General features: G+C 73.1%; 22 protein-coding genes and 1 pseudogene. 14 read left to right on the top strand and 9 right to left on the bottom strand.

Features of this window, described 5'->3' with window-relative positions:
• Positions 1 to 759, top strand: coding sequence for a nucleotidyltransferase domain-containing protein (locus tag AB0D48_RS20185; protein ID WP_362398323.1), 759 nt, complete (start codon positions 1 to 3; stop codon positions 757 to 759).
• On the opposite strand, the gene AB0D48_RS20190 is transcribed toward AB0D48_RS20185, so the two are convergent.
• The 3 genes from AB0D48_RS20190 to AB0D48_RS20200 all read right to left on the bottom strand — a co-directional run bounded on the left by AB0D48_RS20190 (position 748) and on the right by AB0D48_RS20200 (position 2,372).
• Positions 748 to 1,428 carry a nucleotidyltransferase domain-containing protein gene (locus AB0D48_RS20190; RefSeq protein WP_362398326.1) on the bottom strand — a complete coding sequence of 227 codons (681 nt, stop codon included), beginning with the start codon at positions 1,426 to 1,428 and terminating at the stop codon, positions 748 to 750. The two genes, AB0D48_RS20185 and AB0D48_RS20190, sit on opposite strands and share 12 nt — an antisense overlap.
• A gap of 28 nt (positions 1,429 to 1,456) precedes the next feature.
• On the bottom strand, positions 1,457 to 1,945 hold the full coding sequence (locus AB0D48_RS20195; protein ID WP_362398329.1) for a Rieske (2Fe-2S) protein: 489 nt from the start codon (positions 1,943 to 1,945) through the stop codon (positions 1,457 to 1,459).
• An 85-nt stretch (positions 1,946 to 2,030) separates the two neighbouring features.
• On the bottom strand, positions 2,031 to 2,372 hold the full coding sequence (locus tag AB0D48_RS20200; RefSeq protein ID WP_362398332.1) for a DUF952 domain-containing protein: 342 nt from the start codon (positions 2,370 to 2,372) through the stop codon (positions 2,031 to 2,033).
• A 138-nt stretch (positions 2,373 to 2,510) separates the two neighbouring features.
• Here AB0D48_RS20200 and AB0D48_RS20205 point away from each other — a divergent pair, with 138 nt between their 5' ends.
• The 5 genes from AB0D48_RS20205 to der all read left to right on the top strand — a co-directional run bounded on the left by AB0D48_RS20205 (position 2,511) and on the right by der (position 6,968).
• Positions 2,511 to 2,672 carry a hypothetical protein gene (locus AB0D48_RS20205; RefSeq protein ID WP_362398335.1) on the top strand — a complete coding sequence of 54 codons (162 nt, stop codon included), beginning with the start codon at positions 2,511 to 2,513 and terminating at the stop codon, positions 2,670 to 2,672.
• Between the two features lie 127 nt (positions 2,673 to 2,799).
• Entirely contained in the window at positions 2,800 to 3,888 is a 1,089-nt protein-coding gene (locus AB0D48_RS20210) for a prephenate dehydrogenase (protein WP_362398338.1), read from the top strand.
• A gap of 192 nt (positions 3,889 to 4,080) precedes the next feature.
• Entirely contained in the window at positions 4,081 to 4,788 is a 708-nt protein-coding gene (cmk, locus tag AB0D48_RS20215; RefSeq protein ID WP_362398341.1) for a (d)CMP kinase, read from the top strand.
• On the top strand, positions 4,785 to 5,432 hold the full coding sequence (locus AB0D48_RS20220) for a lysophospholipid acyltransferase family protein (RefSeq protein ID WP_362398343.1): 648 nt from the start codon (positions 4,785 to 4,787) through the stop codon (positions 5,430 to 5,432). The genes cmk and AB0D48_RS20220 overlap by 4 nt, the downstream gene beginning before the upstream one ends.
• Before the next feature lie 75 nt (positions 5,433 to 5,507).
• Positions 5,508 to 6,968 carry a ribosome biogenesis GTPase Der gene (der, locus tag AB0D48_RS20225; protein ID WP_362398346.1) on the top strand — a complete coding sequence of 487 codons (1,461 nt, stop codon included), beginning with the start codon at positions 5,508 to 5,510 and terminating at the stop codon, positions 6,966 to 6,968.
• A 24-nt stretch (positions 6,969 to 6,992) separates the two neighbouring features.
• Here the strand turns inward: der and AB0D48_RS20230 are convergent, their stop codons facing one another.
• Positions 6,993 to 7,415, bottom strand: a complete 423-nt coding sequence (locus AB0D48_RS20230) for a hypothetical protein (RefSeq protein ID WP_362398349.1) — start codon at positions 7,413 to 7,415, stop codon at positions 6,993 to 6,995.
• 169 nt (positions 7,416 to 7,584) lie between these two features.
• The gene (locus tag AB0D48_RS20235; protein ID WP_362398353.1) at positions 7,585 to 8,397 is read right to left on the bottom strand and encodes a hypothetical protein; all 813 of its coding nucleotides are present in this window, start codon (positions 8,395 to 8,397) and stop codon (positions 7,585 to 7,587) included.
• Between the two features lie 297 nt (positions 8,398 to 8,694).
• Here AB0D48_RS20235 and AB0D48_RS20240 point away from each other — a divergent pair, with 297 nt between their 5' ends.
• Positions 8,695 to 9,456, top strand: coding sequence for a transglycosylase family protein (locus AB0D48_RS20240; RefSeq protein ID WP_362398356.1), 762 nt, complete (start codon positions 8,695 to 8,697; stop codon positions 9,454 to 9,456).
• A gap of 74 nt (positions 9,457 to 9,530) precedes the next feature.
• Positions 9,531 to 10,484 (top strand): annotated as a pseudogene (locus tag AB0D48_RS20245) (YafY family protein); the annotation flags it as partial.
• A gap of 349 nt (positions 10,485 to 10,833) precedes the next feature.
• On the opposite strand, the gene AB0D48_RS20250 reads toward AB0D48_RS20245, so the two are convergent.
• A complete protein-coding gene (locus AB0D48_RS20250; protein WP_362398359.1) occupies positions 10,834 to 11,901 on the bottom strand; it encodes a phosphatase PAP2 family protein in 1,068 nt (355 codons plus the stop codon).
• 226 nt (positions 11,902 to 12,127) lie between these two features.
• Positions 12,128 to 13,237: a glycosyltransferase family 39 protein gene (locus AB0D48_RS20255; RefSeq protein WP_362398362.1), complete on the bottom strand. Its 1,110-nt coding sequence runs from the start codon at positions 13,235 to 13,237 to the stop codon at positions 12,128 to 12,130.
• Positions 13,238 to 13,521: 284 nt separating this feature from the next.
• Here AB0D48_RS20255 and AB0D48_RS20260 point away from each other — a divergent pair, with 284 nt between their 5' ends.
• Together AB0D48_RS20260 and AB0D48_RS20265 are read left to right on the top strand one after the other, a co-directional pair.
• Positions 13,522 to 15,192, top strand: a complete 1,671-nt coding sequence (locus AB0D48_RS20260) for an MFS transporter (RefSeq protein ID WP_362398365.1) — start codon at positions 13,522 to 13,524, stop codon at positions 15,190 to 15,192.
• A gap of 183 nt (positions 15,193 to 15,375) precedes the next feature.
• The gene (locus tag AB0D48_RS20265; RefSeq protein ID WP_362398368.1) at positions 15,376 to 16,548 is read left to right on the top strand and encodes an acyl-CoA dehydrogenase family protein; all 1,173 of its coding nucleotides are present in this window, start codon (positions 15,376 to 15,378) and stop codon (positions 16,546 to 16,548) included.
• Between the two features lie 9 nt (positions 16,549 to 16,557).
• Here AB0D48_RS20265 and sepF read toward each other — a convergent pair whose 3' ends face one another.
• Positions 16,558 to 17,010, bottom strand: coding sequence for a cell division protein SepF (gene sepF / locus AB0D48_RS20270; RefSeq protein ID WP_362398372.1), 453 nt, complete (start codon positions 17,008 to 17,010; stop codon positions 16,558 to 16,560).
• 283 nt (positions 17,011 to 17,293) lie between these two features.
• Between sepF and AB0D48_RS20275 the strand changes: the two genes are divergently transcribed.
• From AB0D48_RS20275 to AB0D48_RS20290, 4 genes are all read left to right on the top strand, one after another.
• Complete coding sequence (locus AB0D48_RS20275; protein ID WP_362398588.1) at positions 17,294 to 18,616, top strand: DUF5685 family protein; 1,323 nt, start codon at positions 17,294 to 17,296, stop codon at positions 18,614 to 18,616.
• A gap of 195 nt (positions 18,617 to 18,811) precedes the next feature.
• On the top strand, positions 18,812 to 19,096 hold the full coding sequence (locus tag AB0D48_RS20280; protein ID WP_362398375.1) for a hypothetical protein: 285 nt from the start codon (positions 18,812 to 18,814) through the stop codon (positions 19,094 to 19,096).
• A 243-nt stretch (positions 19,097 to 19,339) separates the two neighbouring features.
• On the top strand, positions 19,340 to 20,224 hold the full coding sequence (locus AB0D48_RS20285; protein WP_362398378.1) for a S1 family peptidase: 885 nt from the start codon (positions 19,340 to 19,342) through the stop codon (positions 20,222 to 20,224).
• Positions 20,225 to 20,573: 349 nt separating this feature from the next.
• Positions 20,574 to 20,981: a hypothetical protein gene (locus tag AB0D48_RS20290; RefSeq protein WP_362398380.1), complete on the top strand. Its 408-nt coding sequence runs from the start codon at positions 20,574 to 20,576 to the stop codon at positions 20,979 to 20,981.
• Positions 20,982 to 21,028: 47 nt separating this feature from the next.
• On the opposite strand, the gene AB0D48_RS20295 is transcribed toward AB0D48_RS20290, so the two are convergent.
• Complete coding sequence (locus AB0D48_RS20295; RefSeq protein WP_362398383.1) at positions 21,029 to 22,147, bottom strand: DUF3533 domain-containing protein; 1,119 nt, start codon at positions 22,145 to 22,147, stop codon at positions 21,029 to 21,031.
• Positions 22,148 to 22,195 lie beyond the last annotated feature (48 nt).

Genomic DNA, 22,195 nt, shown 5'->3' on the forward strand with positions numbered 1-22,195 from the left:
ATGCTGGACGCACTGAGTCTCGACCTGACCCCCGTAGTGGCGGAGCAGCCCGATCCGCTGCTCTTCGCCACGGTTTCGGGCGCCCACCTGTACGGATTCCCGTCCCGGGACTCCGACATCGACCTGCGGGGGGCGCACCTGCTCCCGGCGCAGGCCCTCCTCGGCCTCCGGGAGCCGGAGGAGACCCGCACCCGCATGTGGGACCGGGACGACGTGGAGATGGACCTCGTCACCCACGACCTGCGCAAGTTCGTCCGCCTGATGCTGAACCGCAACGGCTACGTGCTGGAGCAGCTCCTCTCCCCGCTCGTCGTCCACACGACGCCGGCCCACGAGGAACTGGTCGCGCTGGCCCCGGGCGTCCTGACCTCCCACCACGCCCACCACTACCGCGGCTTCGCCAACACGCAATGGCGGCTCTTCGAGAAGACCGCGGAACTCAAGCCGCTGCTCTACGCGTTCCGGGCGCTGCTCACCGGTATCCACCTCATGCGGTCGGCCCAGGTGCAGGCGCACCTGCCGACCCTGCTGGCCGAGGTGCCGGAGGCGCCCCCGTACCTCGCCGCCCTGATCGAAGCCAAGGTGGCCGCCGAGCACGGGGGCTACCAGGGCCCGGACCTCGGCCGGGTCCGCGAGGACTTCGCGGCGCTGCACGGCGTGCTGGACGCGGCGCAGTCCGGCTCAGGACTGCCCGAGCACGGGTCGGCGTTCGACGCGCTCGACGATTTCGTCGTCGCGCGACGGGCGTCAGCCTGCTGACGCCCGCCGCGCGCGGACCAGGAAGTCCTCCACGCGGGCATGGTCCGGTTCCGGAGGGAGCGGCGTGCCGGCGAGAGCCGCCCCGGTCTCCTCCTGGAGACGGGCCATCCAGGCGTCGGCCTCGTCCCAGGTGAGCTCGCCGCGCCGGACCGCGAGGAGGCGGTCGCGGTACGGGCCCGCGTCGATGGTCAGGCGGCCCGTGCGCAGGAGGTCGCGGCAGGACAGGAGCAGGCGCAGCAGGTGCATGGCGTGCTTCCAGCGCGGGGCGCCGTGGTTACGGACGTCCGCGAGGAGTTTGCCGCGCTGGGAGGCCGCGTACCGGCTGAAGCTGGTGTGGGCCCGGCGGGAGAGGAAGGCTCCGCGCAGGGAGAGCAGCTCCTCGCCGACCGGGGTCAGCCGTTCCACCAGGGGGGAGTGCAGGCACTCCAGGATGTTCGGGTTGGCGCGCAGGGCGAGTTCGCAGAAGCGTTCCAGCTCCCAGGAGAACTCCTCGTCCCGCGGGCCCTCCACATGCGTGGGAGGCTTCCCGAACCGCCAGAACAGCGGCGTCGGGGCGAGGTAGACACCGCGCCGGTCGGTGTCGCTCGCCTCCGTTGCCAGCCCGAACGCCCGGGAGCCCATCACGCACTGGTAGACCGTGTGGTCCCGTACCAGTGTCAGTTCGTCCATCCGTGGAGCCTAGGCTCCTGGCCTGCCGCTATGCGAGCGAGATACTGCCGTCCGCCGCGACCGTGATCTTCTTCTCCGCCAGCGGGCGGGTGGCCGGACCCTTGGCCACGGCGCCGTCCGTGGCCTCGAACTTGCTGCCGTGGCAGGGGCAGTCGATGGTGCCGTTCTCCACCTTGTTGACCAGGCAGCCCTGGTGGGTGCAGACCGCGGTGAAGCAGCGGAAGGACCCGGCTTTGGGCTGGGTGACGACCAGCTTCTCCTCCTTCAGCACCGTGCCGCCGCCGACCGGCACGTCCGCCGTCTTGGCGATGGCCTTCCCGGCCCCCGCGGGCTGGGACGCGGTCGCCTGGGACGTGTCCGGCTGGGACGGCGGCGCGGCCGCGGTGGGCGCGGCCGCCGACTCGCTCGCGGGCTTCTTCTCGCCGTCACCGCCGCAGGCGGTGAGCGCGCCCCCTGCCAGGGCGGCCGCCCCGGCCGTGAGTACCGTGCGCCGGGCCGTGTTCGTGGGGTCGCTCATGCGTGTTTCTCCTCAGCTGGGTGGCCGGGTGGGCGATCAGCATCCTGGCCTGCGGCGGGCCTCGGGAGAAGCCTGCCGCGCCGTTTCAGTGGCCCGGCTGCCATGGGGCCAGTGAGGCTGGACTGCCGGGTGTGCGTACGACCTTCCACACGCGGATCACGGCGTCCCGGTTCAACGGGCCGTGGACATGCGGGTACGCGCCGCCCGATTCACCCTCGCGGCGGACATCGGCGGTCAGTGCGTCCTCGTCGAGTTCCACCGCGAGCAGGGTCCCCGCAACCCCCCTGTAGTGCGTGTCGGCGATCGCGAGCGCCGTGGGCCGGTCCGCCGAACAGTGCACGAATCCCTCCGAGGCGAGCGAGGGCGGGGCGTACGGCAGCTCGGGCGCGGCGGTCCAGTCGGCGAGCGGCACGAGGTGGAAGATCATGCCGATCGTTCTACCGCAGCGGCCGGGGGCGGCGCGTGCGCCAAGTGGCGGCACTGTCCACCTTGGGCGACATTGTCCGTGTCTCGAAGCCGGGAACGCCGCTCCGCGCGACCCGGCCCCCCTTCGAAAGGCATGACCATGGCGGGTAACGACCTCGGTTCCCTTCTCGGCGGTCTCCTCGGCGGCGGCCGGGGCGGCTCGGCCGGCGGCGGCCAGATGATGTCCTCCAGGGAGCCGGCCGGCACCTCTCCGTGGGGGGTCAGCTTGTCGACGGCCTGCGGCAGCAAGCAGAAGCTCTGAGCCCCGAGCGCCCCGCAGGCCCGGCGGACCGTCCCACCGGACGGGCCGCCGGGCCTTCGCGCTGTCGCGGCTGGCTACTCTGGCCGGGCAGTCCCGTCACCGTGCCGTACGCAACCCTGGAGTCCCCGTGAGAACCGCCGTCGTCATCGGAACCGGACTGATCGGCACTTCCGCGGCGCTCGCCCTGACCGCCCGCGGTATCACCGTGCACCTCGTCGACCACGAGCCGGCCCAGGCCCGTACGGCGGCCGCCCTCGGCGCCGGCACCGACGAGCCCCAGGAGGGCATGGTCGACCTCGCGATCGTCGCCGTACCCCCGGCCCACGTGGCTGCGACGCTGGCCGACGCGATCGGCCGCGGGGTGGCGCGGGCGTACGTGGACGTGGCCAGCGTCAAGGGCGGACCGCGGCGGGAGCTGGTGGCGCTCGGCGCGGACGTCACGGCGTACATCGGCACGCACCCCATGGCGGGCAAGGAGCGGTCCGGCCCCCTCGCCGCCACCGCGGACCTCTTCGAGGGCCGCCCGTGGGTGCTGACGCCCACCCGGGACACGGACCACGAGGTGCTGAACCTCGCGCTGGAGCTGGTGTCGCTGTGCCGGGCCGTGCCCGTGGTGATGGACGCGGACGCGCACGACCGGGCCGTGGCACTCGTCTCGCACACTCCCCAGCTGGTGTCGAGCATGGTCGCCGCGCGGCTGGAGGACGCCGACGAGACGGCGGTCCGGCTGTGCGGGCAGGGCATCCGCGACGTCACCCGCATCGCCGCCTCCGACCCTCGGATGTGGGTCGAGATCCTCTCGGCGAACCCGGGCCCGGTGGCCGACGTCCTGGCCGGGATCGCGGCCGACCTGGAGGAGACCGTGGACGCGCTGCGCGGGCTCCAGTCGGCCGACGTGGAGAAACGGCGCGGGGGTGCGGCGGGCATCGAGGACGTCCTGCGGCGCGGGAACGCGGGCCGGGTCCGGGTGCCGGGCAAGCACGGTGCGGCGCCGACCGTGTACGAGACGGTGGCGGTGCTCATCAGTGACCAGCCGGGCGAGCTGGCGCGGATCTTCGCCGATGCGGGGCGGGCCGGGGTCAACATCGAGGACGTGCGGATCGAGCACGCGACGGGGCAGCAGGCCGGTCTGGTCCAGCTGATGGTGGAGCCGCGGGCGGTGGCCGGCCTGACGGCCGAGCTGCGCGAACGGGGCTGGGCGCTGCGGCAGCAGTAGCCGTGTCCGGGTGCGGCGCCGTTGCCGGGGCCCCGCCCCGGCAACGGCGCACGTCGGCGGGGCTGGATCGGCCGGGCGGCGACGGCGTGAAAATGCGGGTCGGGACCGGGGGGTTCCCGGGGCCGGTAACCTTGGGGAGGGGCGCTTTGGCGCGCCCGGACACGTACGCGCAACCAGGAAGGTGCCCGCACCGTGGAAACCGCAGCTCCGGCAGCCGTGATCGTCGCCATCGACGGTCCCTCCGGCACGGGCAAGTCCAGCACCTCCAAGGCCGTGGCCGCCAAGCTCGGGCTGCGCTACCTGGACACCGGTGCGCAGTACCGGGCCATCACCTGGTGGATGATCACCAACGGCGTCGACACCGACGACCCGCAGGCCATCGCCGTCGCCGCCGGGAAGCCCGCCATCGTGTCGGGTACGGATCCGGCCGCGCCCACGATCACCGTCGACGGGCTGGACGCCGCCGGCCCGATCCGGACCCAGGAGGTCACCTCCAAGGTCAGCGCCGTCAGCGCCGTCCCCGAGGTGCGCACCCTGATCACCGAACTCCAGCGCTCCATCGCCGCCCAGGCGGCCGAGGAGGCCGAGGGCATCGTCGTCGAGGGCCGGGACATCGGCACCACCGTCCTGCCCTACGCCGACCTCAAGATCTTCCTGACCGCCTCCCCCGAGGCGCGCGCCGCCCGGCGCAGCGGTGAGCTCCGCGGCAAGGAGGCCGCCGACCTCGCGGCCACCAAGGCGGCGCTCATCAAGCGCGACGCGGCCGACTCCGGCCGCAAGACCTCCCCGCTGGCCAAGGCCGACGACGCCGTCGAGGTGGACACCACCGAGCTCACGCTCGACCAGGTCATCGAGTGCGTCGTGACCCTGGTGGAAGAGAAGCGGGCGGGCCGCAAGTGAGCGAAGCGCCCTCCCTCAAGGGTGCGGCGGTCGGCAGGCGCATCGGCATCGGGCTCATGTACGGGCTGTGGAAGCCCCGCGTGCTCGGCGCCTGGAAGGTGCCCACCTCCGGCCCTGTCATCCTTGCCGTGAACCACTCGCACAACATCGACGGCCCGATGGTGATGGGCACGGCCCCGCGGCCCCTGCACTTCCTGATCAAGAAGGAAGCGTACGTCGGCCCGCTCGGCCCCTTCCTCGAAGGGATCGGGCAGGTCAAGGTCGACCGCGGCGGAGCCGACCGGACGGCGATAGGCCGCGCCCTCGGCGTGCTCGACAATGGAGGGGCCCTCGGGATCTTTCCCGAGGGAACCCGGGGCGAGGGCGACTTCGCCTCGCTGCGCGCGGGCCTCGCGTACTTCGCGGTCCGCAGCGGCGCGCCCATCGTGCCGGTGGCCGTGCTGGGCAGCGGCGACACCCCGGGGCGGCTCGTCAAGGGGCTGCCCGCCCTGAAGAGCCGGGTCGACGTCGTGTTCGGGTCGGCCTTCGACGCCGGGGACGGCAGTGGCCGCCGTACCCGTACCGCGCTGGACCAGGCCACCGTACGCATCCAGGACCGGCTGACCGCCCACCTGGCCGATGCCAAGCGCCTCACCGGGCGCTGAGCGAGACTTGACCTAGTAGTGGAACCGCGCTGCGCGGGCACCACCGACCACCACGATCGACGAGGAACGGACTTCATGAACGACCAGCACGACCACGGAGCACTTGGCGACGCCGAGTACGCGGAGTTCATGGAGCTCGCCGCGGAAGAGGGCTTCGACATCGAGGACGTCGAAGGCGCGATCGAGGCGGCCGCTGCCGGCCCCCTCCCCGTCCTCGCCGTCGTGGGCCGGCCCAATGTCGGCAAGTCGACCCTGGTGAACCGCATCATCGGCCGCCGCGAGGCGGTCGTCGAGGACAAGCCGGGCGTCACCCGCGACCGCGTCACGTACGAGGCCGAGTGGGCCGGCCGCCGCTTCAAGGTCGTCGACACCGGCGGCTGGGAGCAGGACGTCCTCGGCATCGACGCCTCCGTCGCCGCCCAGGCCGAGTACGCCATCGAGGCCGCCGACGCGGTCGTCTTCGTCGTCGACGCCAAGGTCGGCGCCACCGACACCGACGAGGCCGTCGTCCGGCTGCTGCGCAGGGCCAAGAAGCCCGTCGTGCTGTGCGCCAACAAGGTCGACGGGCAGAGCGGCGAGTCCGACGCGGCCTCCCTGTGGTCCCTGGGCCTCGGCATGCCGCACCCGGTCTCCTCGCTGCACGGCCGCGGCACCGGCGACATGCTGGACGCGGTGCTCGAAGCCCTGCCGGAAGCCCCCGAGCAGACCTTCGGCGGCGCCGCTCCCGGCGGCCCGCGCCGCATCGCGCTGATCGGCCGCCCGAACGTCGGCAAGTCCTCGCTGCTCAACAAGGTCGCGAAGGAGGACCGTGTCGTCGTCAACGAGCTGGCCGGCACCACCCGCGACCCGGTCGACGAGCTGATCGAACTCGGTGGCATCACCTGGAAGTTCGTCGACACCGCCGGCATCCGCAAGAAGGTCCACCTCCAGCAGGGCGCCGACTACTACGCCTCCCTGCGCACGGCCGCCGCCGTCGAGAAGGCGGAGGTCGCGGTCATCCTGATCGACACCACCGAGACCATCAGCGTCCAGGACCAGCGCATCATCACCATGGCCGTCGAGGCGGGCCGCGCGATCGTGATCGCGTACAACAAGTGGGACGAGCTCGACGAGGAGCGCCGCTACTACCTCGAGCGCGAGATCGAGACCGAGATGCAGCAGGTCTCCTGGGCTCCCCGGGTGAACGTCTCGGCGCTCACCGGCCGTCACATGGAGAAGCTGGTCCCGGCGATCGAGACCGCGCTCGCGGGCTGGGAGACGCGCGTTCCCACGGGCCGCCTGAACGCCTTCCTCGGCGAGGTCGTCGCCGCCCACCCGCACCCGATCCGCGGCGGCAAGCAGCCCCGCATCCTGTTCGGTACCCAGGCCGGCAGCAAGCCGCCGCGCTTCGTCCTCTTCGCCTCGGGCTTCCTGGAGCACGGCTACCGACGCTTCATCGAGCGCCGGCTGCGCGAGGAGTTCGGCTTCGAGGGCACCCCGATCCACATCTCGGTGCGGGTGCGCGAGAAGCGCGGCGCCCAGTACAAGAAGAAGTAGCAGGACGCGTACGCGGCTGCTGGGTCAGTAGCCCCGGCGCGGAGCGGGCGGCAGGGCCGCCGGGACGTGTGTCATCCCGGTCTGGCGCTGCCGCCCTTCGGCGTATCCGGAGCCGCCCGCGTACGAGTACACGGGCTGGGGCTGCGGCTGCGGGACGTAGGCGGGCCGGCCGTCGGTCTGCTGCCACGACGGACCGTTCCAGCCGCCGCCGTACGAGCCGGTGCCGTACGAGCTGGTGCCGTACGAGCCGGTGCCGTACGAGCTGCCCGTGCCGGTGTGTCCGCCCCCGAAGGAGAAGGCCGTGAACCCGAGGTCCTCCTCGCCCGTACGGTCGCCCGGCAGCGCCCGGAAGGCGCGCAGGTACTCCGAGTACAGCGTGTCGTAGATCGGGGTGTGCGAGACGGTGCTCGTACGGGACGGGGCGGGGGAGGAGTCGTATGAGTGCACGTACCAGCCAACGAAACCAGGGCTCTGCGGATGCGGGGTGAAGGGCCGGAAAACGCAGATCGCCGGGGGTGCGTGGGACGGGACCGCGCACCCCCGGCGCACACCGCCCGGGCCCCCCTCGGCGGGGGGCCCGGGCGGCCGTTCCGGTACCGGCAGTGGGGACGGTGGATCAGGCGCCGGGCGTACCCGCCAGGGGCATCGAGGCGGCCACGAGCTTGCCCGCGGCGGCCGCCTTGTCCAGCGCGTCGCGCAGCAGGTCCTCACGGGGCTGCTGGCCGATGGAGCCGACCGGGGCGGCGTAGATGAGCACGCGCTGGGTCTTGTTGACGGCGGCCCGCCAGCCGTCGGTGACCGACAGCGCCTGGTGCGCCTGCCACCACGCGACCGGGCGTCCGCCCTCGGTGCCCGGCTGGAGGACGGCGTGCAGCTGGCCGGCGGCGAGCAGGACCGACCAGCCGTTCAGGGCGGTGGGGAGCTCGGCCGTGTCCGTGACCGGGATGAAGCCCTGCTCGATGAGGAGCGGAAGGAAATCGTCGCCGGGGCCGTCGCTGCCGGGGCGGGCGATCGGTGCGGTCGGCTCCACGACGAGGGCGGGGTGGAGTTCGCCGCCGATGAGGATCAGCCCGCTGGTGATGCCCAGGACGGCCTGGCCGCCGGGCACGCTCTGCGGGCCGCCGGCGGCTGCGGGCGCGCCGGGGGCCGGGCTGTCGCCGGTGATGCTGGCGACGGCGCCCTGGAGCTGCTCCTCGGACACGGAGACGACCTGCGAGGGGATACAGGTGGCGTGGGCGAAGGCGAGGACGGCGGTCTCCTCGCCGACGAACAGCACCGTGCTGGTGCGGTCGTTCTCGGGGTCGCCGGGGGTGCGGCATGAGGTGCAGTCGTAACTGCGCGGCGCGTCCTCGCCGACGAGCAGCCTGTCGGCTTCTTCGTCACCGATCTCGGCACGTACCTCATCACTGACGTCGAGCATGCGCGGCACGGGGTGGCTCCTCGGCATAGGTGCGGGGGCCGGGCGGTTCCCGGCTCGCCGGGATCAACGGGGGAGCGGCGGCCGGGGTCACGCCATTGGAGGGAACGGAATCGAACCAGGCCCCCGGAAGGGTGAACCGTCCGACCGGACCTTCGTTTTCGTGCCAACTCTTCTCTGCTTGTGCGCAGTTGGTGGCCGGGGATGCCCGTTCTGGGGGAACGGGGACGGTCGGCCGACCGGGTGGGACGCGGGGCGCGCCCGGTGCGCCGGGCCGGGAGGGCGGCGCGGGCTGCGTAGCGTGACGCGATGCCCCTCCGGATCCGGCGGGTCGCCGGTGCCGCTGCCGTCGTCGCCGTACTGGTTCTCGTACTCCCCTCCAGTGCGGCGGCGGCCGGAGCGGCACCGCCGCCGCCCGCTCCCGGGCCCGCGGGGGCGGCGCACCCCGGCTCACCGGGCATGATCGGCAGCGGGCCGGGGGACTGCGGGCCGGGCGGGCGGTGGCCCTGGGACTGCGTCGCCGACTGCGAGAGCAGCGGGCGCTGGGCCGTCAACACCGGCAACGGCTTCTACGGCGGGCTGCAGTTCTGTCAGCAGACGTGGGTGGAGTACGGCGGACTGGCTCACGCGCCGCGGGCGGACCTGGCGAGCCGCGCCCAGCAGATCCGGGTCGCGCAGGACGTGATCGACCGACAGGGCTGGGACGCGTGGCCGGCGTGCTCGAAGCGGTACGGGCTGGCGGGGCGGATGCACGTGGTGCGGGGCGGGGACACGCTGGTGTCGATCGCGCGGAAACACCGGGTGCCGGGCGGATGGCGGGCGTTGTACGAGGCGAACCGGGAGGTGATCGGGGCGCGGCCCGAGGCGCTGGCGGTGGGCATGCTGCTGGTCATCCCGGAGCCGGCGCCGGCCGAACCGGTGGTCCCGGACCGACCCGTGCTCCCGGCCCATCCGCTGGCCCCGGCGGTTCCGGTGGGGCCGGTGGTCCCCGCGGTTCCGGCGGTTCCGGCGGTCCCGGCCGGGGCGACGACGGCTGCCCCCGGCTCCCCCTCCGAAGCCCCGGGGACATGACCGGCAATGGTTTCGACGTGCCCCTGCTGCCGTACCGGCCCTGAGGGCCCGCGAGCCGCTGGCAGACTTCGGCCATGCTCGATACCTCCGCGCGACTGCTGCGCCTGTTGTCCTTGTTGCAGGCTCACCGCGAATGGACCGGGGCCGATCTCGCCGAGCGGCTCGGGGTGACCGCGCGGACCGTCCGGCGGGACGTGGAACGGCTGCGGGAGCTGGGGTATCCGGTGAACGCCACTCCCGGGACCGGCGGGGGGTACCAGCTGGGGGCGGGGGCCGAGCTGCCGCCGCTGCTGCTGGACGACGACGAGGCCGTGGCCGTCGCCGTCGGGCTGCGGACCGCCGCCGGGAACGGGGTCGAGGGGATCGGGGAGGCCTCCGTACGCGCCCTCGCCAAGCTGGAGCAGGTACTGCCGTCGCGGCTGCGGCGCCGGGTGTCCGCGCTCAACGAGTTCACCGTGCCGATGCTGCGCGGGCCGCAGCGGTCCACCGTGGACCCCTCGGTGCTGACCGAACTGGCCGCCGTGTGCCGGGACGGCGAGCGGCTGCGCTTCGGTTACCGGGACCACGAGGGCAACGTGACCCGCCGCGCCGTCGAGCCGCACCGGCTGGTGTGCACCGAGCGGCGCTGGTACCTGGTCGCCTGGGACCTGGACCGGGAGGACTGGCGCACCTTCCGGGCCGACCGGATCGAACCCAGACCGCCCCACGGTCCGCGGTTCACCCCGCGTCGGCCGCCCGCCGAGGACCTTGCCGCGTACGTCTCCCAGGGGGTGGCGCAGCTCGCGTACGCGGCCCGCGCGGTGGTGCGGCTGAAGGTTTCGGTGCAGGAGGCGGCACTGACCATCGGGCCGAGCGACGGCGCCCTCGAACCCGTCGACGGGCAGAGCTGCCTGCTGCGCACCGGCGCGGTGAGCCTGGACGTCCTGGTGATTCACCTCATGCTGCTCGGCTGTGAGTTCGAAGTGGTCGAGCCGCCTGAGCTGGTGGACCGGATCAGGGCCGCCAGGGATCTGCTGGGGCGGGCCGTGGAGCCGACGGTGGTGAAGGAAATGTAGCGGAACTGAGGGGGATTCAGCTGGTCCGGTCCAATGGGCGGCCCCGGCTCAAAGGGCTCCGGGCAATCTCCGGGAAGAATTCCCCCGGTTGTGGTCAAAGGCTTCGGTGTAAATCCCAAAGACGCTGTGCGGCGGGCGTGTCGTGAGCCGGAAAACAATTGGAGACTGTCGATATTCTGTGACACAAGCGTGACCCGGTACGGACGAACGTCCTGGCGTGGCGCTGACGGAGGGCGAACGACGAAGGCGGGCCGGGTCAGTGACCCGGCCCGCCTTCGTGCCGTGCGGTGAGGTGGTGCGTACCGTCCCGCGACGGGTTGCTTCAGCCGCCGGCGACCGGGCGGGGTGCGGCCCCCCGGGCGGCGGCCCGTTCGGTGTGCGCCGGGCGACGGCTCCCGACCGGGGTGATCGGGGTCCGCTCGGACCGGATGACGTGCGGCCGGCCGGAGAGCACGGCCGCGGGCCGCGGACCCGGGGTGTGTCCGACGGGTACGGCGGCCTGCGCGGCCGCGGCGGGCGCCGGGGCCGGCTCGCCGGCCTGGTCGGCGACGCGGACCAGCTGCCACTTCCCGCCCGCGGAGAGCAGCGGGGTGAGCGCGGAAGCGACCGGCGCGGGCATCCGGCCGGTCTCCGCGCGGCGCCGCAGCAGCTCGCGCAGCTCGAAGACGTAGGCCTCGGCCCGGGCGATGAGCGGCTCGAACCAGGGCAGCGCCAGCAGGATCAGCAGACCCGCGGACCAGCCGAGCAGGACGTCGCTGACCCAGTGGGTGCCGAGGTAGACGGTGGTGGCGCCGACGCTCAGGGAGACGACCGCGGAGAGCACGGACAGCACCCGCCGGGTGACCACGGTGGAGGCCAGGTACGCGAGGATGCCCCAGGTCACGACGGCGTTGGCGGTGTGGCCGGAAGGGAATATATCGCCGCCGGCGAAGAGTTCGGCCGAGCCGATCTCGGTGGCGTAGTGCGGGCCGAGCCGGCCGAGGCCGAGCTTGACGGACCCGACCGTGATGTTGAGCAGCAGCAGCGCCACGCCGAGGGTGATCAGCGGCCGGAGGGTGTGCTGCCGCCAGCTGCGCCAGCCGAGCCAAGCGGCGACCATGACCGCGGTGGGACCGCGCTGGCCGAGCACGACGAGGTAGTCGAGGAAGGCGTGCAGCTGCGGCCACTGCTCGTAGGGCCGGAAGAACATGATCTGCCAGTCCAGGCGGACGAGCCAGGACGTGGTCAGTACGGCCACCACGATCCCGAGATAGAAGGCGAGGGTCGATCCCAGGAGAACGACGCGATGCCGGCTCATCTGCGGGGTTTGCAGATGAGCCGGTCGCTCTGGTTCCCGGTCCAGCCGGGCGAACACCCGCTCCAGACGGGTCAGGATTTGATCGGTACGCACTCAATCGACGTTACCGCGCGCCGATGGGCACCCCGGGCGAATCGCGGGCTTTGTGATGACCATGTGATGTGGAGTTGGTCTCACGCGGGACTTAATTCCCTTTATTTCGGCAATGGTTGGAGCGATGCTGATCCACTGCCCTGGCAATTATTTCGCACACTTACCAGGGCTTTATCGTCGCAGCGCCTTTCCTTTGCCGAATGATGGATCGGAATGATCCATTCCGTTACGGAGGGCCCGAGCCGTTCAGCCAGAACGCCCCGTAGACCGCCGAGGCCAGGGCCGCCGCGCCCAGCACCGGCGCCGCCCGGCGGCTCCGCCACCGGGCCAGTGCCACCGCCACCGGCAGCACCAGCGGGAAAGCCGGCAGGAGCAGCCGGGGCTTGGAGCCGAAGTAGCCCGACGCGCAGAGCGCCAGCGCCACGACGATCCCCCCGTACACGAGGAGCGGCGCCGGCTGCCGCTGCCGCACGCACCGCCCGTACAGCCAGAGCACCAGCACGACCCCCGCGATCAGCCCGAGCCCGGCCGCGAAGGCGGAAGAGGCCAACTTCGCCCCCACGAACCGGGCGAAGGCCCAGCCGCCGTCGAAGCCGTTGCCCCAGCCGCCCTGCACGTCCAGGTACCCGAACAGACCGCCCCCGGTGTGGGAGCCGACCCACAGCACGTACGCCGCCGCACCCAGCGGAGCCAGCAGCGCACCGGCCGCCATCCGCCACGACCGCTCCCCGCGCCGCCAGGCCAGTACGGCGGCCACCCACACCGCCGCTACCACCGCGGCGCCGACCGGGCGGGTCAGCCCCGCGCCGGCCGCGAGCAGGCCGGCCGTCAGCCACCGGCCGCGCAGGGCCCCGTACAGCGCCCAGGCGGCCAGAGCGGTGAAGAGCGACTCGCTGTAGGCCATCGACTGCACGATCCCGACGGGCAGCGCCGCCCAGACGGCGACGGCGAGCACCCCGGCCCGGCGGCCGTGCAGCAGGTCCGCCACCGCGAAGATCCCCCAGGCCGCGGCGAGCCCCGCCACCGCCGAGACCACCAGGCCCGCCGAGCCGTACGAGAGCCCGGTCACCGCCGACACCAGGCGCTCCAGCCAGGGCAGCAGCGGGAAGAAGGCGAGGTTCGAGTGGACGTCCCCGTTCGGGAGGTGGACCTCGTACCCGTACCCCTCCGCGGCGATGCGCGCGTACCAGAGGGAGTCCCAGCGCGCCGACAGCAACGTGTGCGGGCTGCTGCCGGCCGCCGCGCCCCACACCGCGAGCACGGCCAGCCCGAGCAGGCGCACCGCGGCGAAGACGGCGAGAGCGGGAGCGGCCCGGCGGAATCCAAGATCTTTCACGGAAACGATTATCGGTGGCGCAGGTCGGCGGCCCCGAGAACCACGGGCCGTGAGCACGCGTGTACGCGGGGGAGGGGCGGGGTGCGGGGAGTGTCGTACACCACAGGGAGGCCGCCGCCGGGATGAGAGCTTGACCACGTGTCGGGCAGGCGAACTCGCGTACGCTGACCGTTCACTCGCGTGTCGATGCCGGACCCCGTTGGACGCCGCACAGCGCACCACCCCCCGTGGCTCCGCAAGACGCTGGTTCGCCGAGCGCGAGGGATCACCTGGGAGGTACATGCATGTCGGGGACGAACGCGGCCGGGGCCAGGAACCCTTCCCCCTGGCAGCGGCTCCGCGCGGCCTCCGGCGGGGCCAACCGCTGGGTGGTCCTGGCGGTGCTGTGCGTCAGCCTGGTCCTCGTCGCGCTCGACGCGACGATCCTGCACGTCGCCGTCCCCTCCGTCACCGAGGACCTGCGCCCCGGCTCGATCGAACTCCTCTGGATAGTCGACGCCTACCCGCTGGTCTGCGCCGCGCTGCTGATCCTCTTCGGCACCCTCGGAGACCGGGTCGGCCGCCGCCGCGTCCTCCTCCTCGGCTACGGACTCTTCGGCGTCGCCTCCGCCGTCGCCGCGCTCGCCGACAACGCGCAGGTCCTCATCGCCGCGCGCGCCCTGCTCGGCATCGGCGGCGCGATGATCATGCCCGCCACCCTGTCGATCCTGCGCCAGGTCTTCCCCGACCGGCGCGAGCGGGCCCTCGCCATCGGCATCTGGACCGCCGTCGCCGCGATCGGCGCCGCGAGCGGGCCCGTACTCGGCGGCTTCCTCGTCCAGCACTACTGGTGGGGCTCCGTCTTCCTCATCAACATCCCGCTGATGGCACTGATCCTGCCGCTGGGGCGCTGGCTGCTGCCCGAGTCGAAGGGTTCTTGCGACGGGCCGTGGGACGTGACCGGAGCGCTGATGGCCGCCGCCGGTGTGCTCGGCGCGGTGCTCGGGATCAAGCGGCTCGGCGCCGAGCGGGAGCTCCTCGACGCGCAGGCGCTGGTGCCGCTGCTGCTCGGGCTGGCGCTGCTCGTCCTCTTCGTACGGCGGCAGAAACGGCGTGCGCACCCGCTGATCGACATGCGGATGTTCTCCCGCGCCGCCTTCTCGACCTCCGTCGGCTGCATCGTGCTCGCCATGCTGGCCCTGGTCGGCCTGGAGCTGATCGCCGTCCAGTACCTCCAGCTGGTGCTGCACCTCAGCCCGCTGGAGACGGGCCTGCGGCTGCTGCCGCTCACCTTCGCCGCCATGGCCGCGGGCGCCACCGGGTCGTACACGCTGGCCCGGATCGGGCCGCGGACGATGGTCTCGCTGGGCTTCCTGCTCACCGCCTTCGCCGTGCTGCTGCTGACCTTCATGGGGCAGCACGACCGGCCCGTGCTGCTCACCGTCGGGTTCGTCCTGCTCGGCTTCGGGCTCCAGACCACGCTGTTCGCCGCGTACGAGTCCATGCTGAGCGAGGCCCCGGCGGACACCGCGGGCGGCGCGGCCTCGATCGGCGAGACCTCGTACCAGCTGGGCGCGGGCATGGGCATCGCGCTGCTGGGCAGCGTCATGAACGCCACGTACGCGCCCGGGCTCGTGGGGGTGCCGGGGGTCTCGGCGGCCGAGTCGGCGGGCGCCGCGCACTCTCTGGGTGAGGCCTACCAGATCGCCGCGCACCTGGGCGGGCCGGCGGGGGCGGCGCTGTACGCCGCCGCCCGGCACTCGTTCGTGCACGGGCTGCACGTGACGCTGGTGGTGAGCGCGGGACTGCTGCTGGCGGGGGCGGCGATGGCGCTCCGGCTGCCGCGGGTGATGGAGTGCGGGGCAGCGGCCGGCTGCGAGGCCGAGGTGGAACCGGCCGTCGTACGGCTGCCCGCGCAGGCGAGCGGCGAGTCGCGTCCGGCTCCGGTGGCGGCTCCGGTGGAGCAGGCGGGCTGACCTGACCGTACGGGCGGTGCGCGGGTGCGGCGCCGTCGCGGGGCTCCGCCCCGGACCCCCGCGCCGGCCGGCTGGGCGTCGGGGCTGGATGCCGGGGCTGGATTTGCCCGGCCCGGGCGAATAGCGTCGGCTGAGCGTAAAACTTGCGCTGCAGGTTCTGTACTCCGGCCTTCGGGAGGCCCCGTGTCCGCGTTCCTGCCCCTTGACCCGCTCGGGCTCGACGAGCTCCTCGGGCCCGAGGACCTCGCGATCCGCGACACCGTCCGCGGCTGGGCCGCCGACCGCGTGCTGCCGCACATCGCCGAGTGGTACGAGAGCGGTGAGCTGCCCGGGATCCGGGAGCTGGCCCGCGAGCTCGGGGCGATCGGGGCGCTCGGGATGTCCCTCACCGGGTACGGGTGCGCCGGCGCCAGCGCCGTGCAGTACGGGCTCGCCTGCCTCGAGCTGGAGGCCGCCGACTCCGGTATCCGCTCACTGGTCTCCGTACAGGGCTCGCTCGCCATGTACGCGATCTGGAAGTACGGCTCCGAGGAGCAGAAGCAGCGCTGGCTGCCCGGCATGGCGGCCGGTGAGCTGATCGGCTGCTTCGGGCTGACCGAGCCCGATGTCGGATCGGACCCCGCCGCGATGCGGACCTACGCCAAGCGCGACGGCGGCGACTGGGTGCTGAACGGGCGCAAGATGTGGATCACCAACGGGTCGGTGGCCTCCGTCGCCGTGGTGTGGGCGCAGACCGACGAGGGGATCCGCGGCTTCGCCGTCCCGACGGACAGCGCCGGATTCTCCGCGCCGGAGATCAAGCACAAGTGGTCCCTGCGGGCCAGCGTCACCAGCGAGCTCGTCATGGACGACGTGCGACTGCCGGCCGACGCAGTACTGCCGGAGGTCACCGGGCTCAAGGGGCCGCTCGGCTGCCTCAGCCACGCGCGGTACGGGATCATCTGGGGGTCCATGGGCGCGGCACGCGCCAGTTTCGAGTCCGCGCTCGGCTACGCGAAGACGCGGGAGCAGTTCGGAAGGCCGATCGGCGGCTTCCAGCTCACCCAGGCCAAACTCGCGGACATGGCCCTCGAACTCCACAAGGGCATCCTGCTCGCCCACCACCTGGGCCGGCGGATGGACGCGGGCACCCTGCGGCCGGAGCAGATCAGCTTCGGCAAACTCAACAACGTCCGCGAGGCCATCGAGATCTGTCGCACCGCGCGGACCATCCTCGGTGCCAACGGGATCTCCCTCGAGTACCCCGTCATGCGGCACGCCACCAACCTCGAATCGGTCCTCACCTACGAGGGCACCGTCGAGATGCACCAACTGGTGCTGGGCAAGGCGCTCACCGGGCTCGACGCCTTCCGGTGAGGGCCCTGCCTAGCTCTGGTTGAAGAACTCGCGCGAGCGGCCGCCGGGCTCGCCGCTCACGATCTGGGTGTCGGCCGGGGTCAGCAGGAAGACCCTGGTCGCCACCCGCTCAATGGAACCGCGCAGCCCGAAGGTCAGTCCGGCCGCGAAGTCGACGACGCGCTTCGCGTCGCCCGGGTCCATCGACGACAGGTTGACGATCACCGGGACGCCCTCGCGGAACAGCTCGCCGATCCCGCGTGCGTCGCGGAAGCCGTCCGGGGTGACCGTCGCGATCCGACGGCCCTGCTCGACGGCCGACTCCGACGCCACCCGGACCCGGGGGTCGGTGACCCACTGGTCGCCGGGCCCGGACACCGAGCCACCCTGGGGGGCCTCCGCGTAGTCGTCGTCGTAGTAACGCTCGTCGTCGCTGTCCTCCACGAGACCCAGCCAGGCACTCGCCTTGCGCACCGAACCCATGGACGCCTCCTTTCACCGCGGTCAGTCTGTCTTCTCTCCGCTGCCCCTATGGTCGTCCATGATGCTGACAACGCGCCAAGTGGATAGTCGCCGCGCACGGGTTTCGTGACGGTACTGGTGCAGAACATGCGTTGCACGGTCAAGGATCCAGACAGCTACCACTGCTGACTGAGTGAAAATACGACTGCCCCCTCCGTACGGGTGAGCGACGGGGACGTACGGGTGAAGAAGCCGGCTCGATACGATGCCGGGCAAGCACGCGCACGACACACGGGGGAAGCAGTTGTTCGGCATCGTCAGACCTTGCACGCACCGGCTGGGGGAGCGGTTCAAAACGGAGTGGATGGCTCATCTGTGCGGACTCTGCCTGGCACTTCGGGGTGACCACGGCCAGTTCGCCCGGATCGTCACCAATTACGACGGGCTGCTCGTCTCCGTTCTGACGGAGGCTCAGTCCGGTCCGGCGCCCGGCGCCCGGCGCACCGCCGGTCCGTGTCCCCTGCGCGGGATGCGTACCGCCCCGGTCGCCAACGGCGAGGGCGCGCGGCTCGCCGCCGCCGTCTCGCTCGTCCTGGCCTCGGCGAAGGTACGGGACCACGTGGCCGACCGCGACGGGCTGTTGGCCCGCGCCCCCATCGCCGCGGCCGCCCGCAAGGTGGCCCGCGGCTGGGACCGGGCCGGAGCCCGCACCGGGGCCTCGCTCGGCTTCGACACGGCGGTCCTCGTCGACGCCGTGGACCGGCAGGCGGGCATCGAGACGCTGGCCGGGCTGGGCACGCCCGTACTCGTGGTGACCGAGCCGACGGAGACCGCGACTGCCGCCGCCTTCGCCCATACCGCGCAGCTGGCCGGACGGCCTGGCAACGCGCCGGCGCTCGCCGAGGCGGGCCGGTACTTCGGCCGGCTCGCGCACCTGCTGGACGCGGTGGAGGACCAGAGCGCGGACGCCGCGGCCGGCGCCTGGAACCCGCTCACCGCCACCGGGACCTCGCTCACCGAGGCCCGGCGGCTCTGCGACGACGCCCTGCACGGCATCAGGCTCGCATTGCGCGAGGTCGAGTTCGCCGACGCGGGACTCGCCCACCGGCTGCTCGTGCACGAGCTGCGCACCTCGGTGGACCGGGCCTTCGGGGTCAGCAGCTGCGGGCACGTCGTGACGAACGCCGCCGGGCAGGGGCAGGGCGGCTTCGGGCCGCCGCCGCAGGGCTACGCGCCGCAGGGCTACGGCCCGGGCACGGCCGACCCGTACGGCAGCGGTCCGTACGGGGGCGGGAACCCCTACGCGCCGGGTGCTCCCGCCCCGGCTCCCGGCGGGCCGGGAATGCCGCCGCCCATGGGGCCCGGCGGCGGTGGCGGCGGTGGCGGCCGTGGTGGTGGCGGCGGGCTGCCCCCGCAGAAGCCGCGCCGCGGGCTGCTCGCGGGCTGCGCGGTGGCACTCGGGCTGTTCTGCACCTGCCAGCTCTGCTGCACGGAGCACGAGGGGCCGTGGTCCCGGAAGAAGCGCGACCCCTGGTGCGACGCCTGCGAATGCGGCAACTGCAATTGCGACGGCTGCAACTGCTGCGGCGACGGCTGTTGCTGCGACGGCTGCGGCTGCGACTGCTGAGTCCCCTTCAGATTCCGCAGGTCCGGACGGAGTACGCCGCGGTTCCCGTCCGGACCGGTGTGGAAGGGCTGAGCGGGATGAGCGATGACGCAGACGATCCGTCCACCGGCCGGCGGAATCGGCCCGAGTGCCGGGTGGCCGGCGTGTCCGCTGCCTACGCCCCCCTCGCGCCGCCCGCCACCCACTGGCCGGCCGATGACCCCGGAAGGGCGAATTCCGGCCGTTCCGGGGCGCCGGCGTGCGAACGGCGCCGGGCTGGTGCTGACCGCCGCCGCGGAGGACGCCGTTCGTCTCGACGGCGAGCCGTTGAGCGGTGACGCCGCACTCTCCGCCGACGGGGTCCCGTCCTTGCGGTCCCGGCTCTCCGCGGGGGAGAGCCGACGCGTCGTGTTCCGGCGGGAAGGGAAGCGGGCGGTACGCGCCTGCGATCCCGCAGCCGGGGTCCGCCGGGCCTGCGCCGGCATCGAGGCCGTTCCGTAGGATCAGGCCCTCGTGCTGCCGGGGTGCTCGCGGCCCTACGGCCAGGACGGACCGTCCAGGTGCCCGGCGGGCGAGCGGCGGCTGAAAGGCGCCCTTGCGACCGGTAACTGACACCCCCACACTCCCGACAGTGCTTGTCAGGGACACGGCGCAAAAACGTGCACTTCCCGTGCCCCGACTGCGCCTCACGGGCTCCGGCACCCCCACGACCGCCGGGCCCCCGACCCTCTCGGAGGACGAGAAGTGAGGATCAAGAGCATCACCCGTACCAGGCTGCTCGCGGTGGCCACCGGCCTGGCCGCCGTCGCAGCGCTCGCCGCCCCCACCGTGGCGAACGCGGACGCACAGGACGGCCGGTACAGCCCGGCCCGGCTGGCCTCGGCCGGTGCGTCCGTCCTGCGCGCCGACGTCGCCGGCACCGCCTGGCACACCGACCCCGCCACCGGGACCCTCGTGGTCACCGCCGACTCCACCGTCTCCGCCGCCGACCTCGCGAGAATCAAGCGCGAGGCCGGAGCCGACGCCGGGGCCCTGCGCATCGAGCGCACCCCGGGCAAGCTGACCAAGCTGATCTCCGGCGGCGACGCGATCTACGCGTCGAGCTGGCGCTGCTCGCTCGGCTTCAACGTGCGCAGCGGTAGCACCTATTACATCCTCACCGCCGGGCACTGCACCGACGGCGCGGGCACCTGGTGGACCAACTCCTCCCACACCACCACGATCGGCGCGACCGTGGGCTCCAGCTTCCCCACCAACGACTACGGCCTCATCCGCTACGACAACACCTCGCTCGCCCACCCCGGCACCGTCGGCAGCCAGGACATCACCAGCGCCGTCAACGCCACGAACGGCATGTCCGTGACCCGGCGAGGCTCCACCACCGGCACCCACAGCGGCTCGGTGACCGGACTCAACGCCACCGTCAACTACGGCGGGGGCGACGTCGTCTACGGCATGATCAAGACCAACGTCTGCGCCGAACCCGGCGACAGCGGCGGCCCCCTCTACTCGGGCACCCGTGCGGTCGGCCTCACCTCCGGCGGCAGCGGCAACTGCTCCTCGGGCGGGACCACCTACTTCCAGCCGGTGGTCGAGGCCCTCAACGCGTACGGGGTCAGCGTGTACTGATCCCGAGGCCGGTGGGGAGACCCGTCCGGTTTGTTTTCGGCACGATCGTGAGCCCCTGCCCGACTCGTGGGCGGGGGCTCGCCCTCGGGGGAACGGGGCGGCGCACGCGGCAAGCGCGGCTTCCAAACGGGAAGCCCCCGTGCGAGGCGGCGGCCGCGCCGGTCGAAGAGGCGCCGCAGGTGACAAAAGCCGGGCCGGCAGGCCGGTTGCGGAAGCGGGGACCGCCCGGTGCGGCGAGCGCCGGGCGGGCCCTCGCGCTACGTGCGGGGGACGAGCAGGGCCGCCGCCGAGCGGGCCCGCTCCAGGGCGCGGGCGCGGTCCGCGCCACCGGGCACTGCGCGAACTGGGCGTGCCGTGGGCCTCGCCGGACCGGCAGTACGGACGGCTCGCGAAGAGCCTCGACGACGCGATCGGCTTCGGCATCACCACGGTGGTGGAGCCGCAGAACTCCCTCGACGACCTGGAGCTCTACGAACGGGCCCGGACGGAGGGGCGGCTGCGCTCGCGGATCGTCGCGGCGCTGTTCCACCCGCGCGGCACGGGCGGGGCCGACCTGGACGCGTTCGCCGAAACCGCCCGCAGGTACGCGGGGGACCGGCTGCGGGTGGGCCCCCTCAAGTGGCGGTGGGGGGCGAGGTCGTCCACCGCGCCTGATCGCTGTGGGGAGCCTCCCCGGGCGCAACCCTGCCCCGGCCTCAACGCCGGCGGCTCAAGACCTGGGGCTTCCCCCCGGCCCCCGCGCCCCGATCGCGGCTGAAAGATGCCGACGCGCCTCGAAGGGGTGGACTCGGAAGCCCGGGGTCTTCACCGGGCGTCAGTGGCCCCGTCCGCGAAGCGGGGTACGGAGGGCGCGTCGTCCGGGAGTCCGCTGCCCACGGCGGCGCCCGGGCGGCCCCTGCGGAAAACGGCGCAGGCCAGTGTGACCGCCGAGCCGGCCACCGCCCAGCCGGCCAGCACCAGCATCGGGCCGCCCGCGCCGTTGCCCCTGAAGTACGCGACGGAGCGCGCGGCGTACGTACCGGCGCCCGGCGGCAGGGCCGGGCCGATGGTCCTCCAGAACGGCGGCAGCAGCGGGTACGGGTAGGCGCCGCCCGCGCTCGGGTTGCCGAGCACCACGACCAGCAGGATCGCGAGACCGATGCCGATCACGCCCGCCAGCCCCTGGAAGGCCAGCGTGATCGCGCCGACCGCGAAGACGACCAGGGTCCCCAGCCCCCACAGGCCCATGAGGGAGCCGGGCAGCGCGTCCAGGACCGGGCCGGCGATGACCGCGCCGAGCAGTCCGGCGGTGATCGCGTACACGAGCAGCGCGCCGAGCCGGATGACGGCGCGGGCGGAGTTCGCGGGCCTGGCGCCCGCGCTGATCGCGAGGATCGCGGCGCACAGGTAGCCGCCCACGCACCAGCCGACGACCAGGTAGAAGGCGCTCAGGCCGCGGCTGTCGCCCTGGTAGGCCGGGGCCACGTCGGTGACCTGGACGGTCCGCCCCTGGGCCTTCTCGGCCGCGCCGACCACCGCTTCGAGGGCCTGGGAGAGGGCGGCTCCGCCACCGGAGGCCACCAGCAGTCTGTCGGTCCGGCCGGCCGGGTCGATGATCAGCGCGCCGTCCACGTCCCGGTTCCTGATCAGACGGACCGCGGCGGCCTCGTCCTCGGCCGTACGGGGGTCGAGCGGCTTGCCGGGCAGGGCGGCGAGCTGCTCCGCGGACCGTTCGGCGACCTGCGCGAGGGGGGCGGTCACGGCGATCGGGATCTCGCTGGGCTTCGGGTGGTGGAAGGCGCCGATGTACGAGGTGATGAAGGCGAGCTGGAGCGCCAGCACCCCCAGGACCAGCAACGCTGCCCGGGTGGTCACGGCGTCCTTGAACTCGGCGAGGAAACCGCCGGACGGACCTGGGCCGGTGCTCTGGGTGGGCTGGGTCATGTCTCACACGCTCGGCGTGCCGGGGGCGGGACGCAGCAGGGGTGGGCC

The organism is Streptomyces sp. NPDC048269, from assembly GCF_040652395.1.
GTDB lineage: Bacteria > Actinomycetota > Actinomycetes > Streptomycetales > Streptomycetaceae > Streptomyces.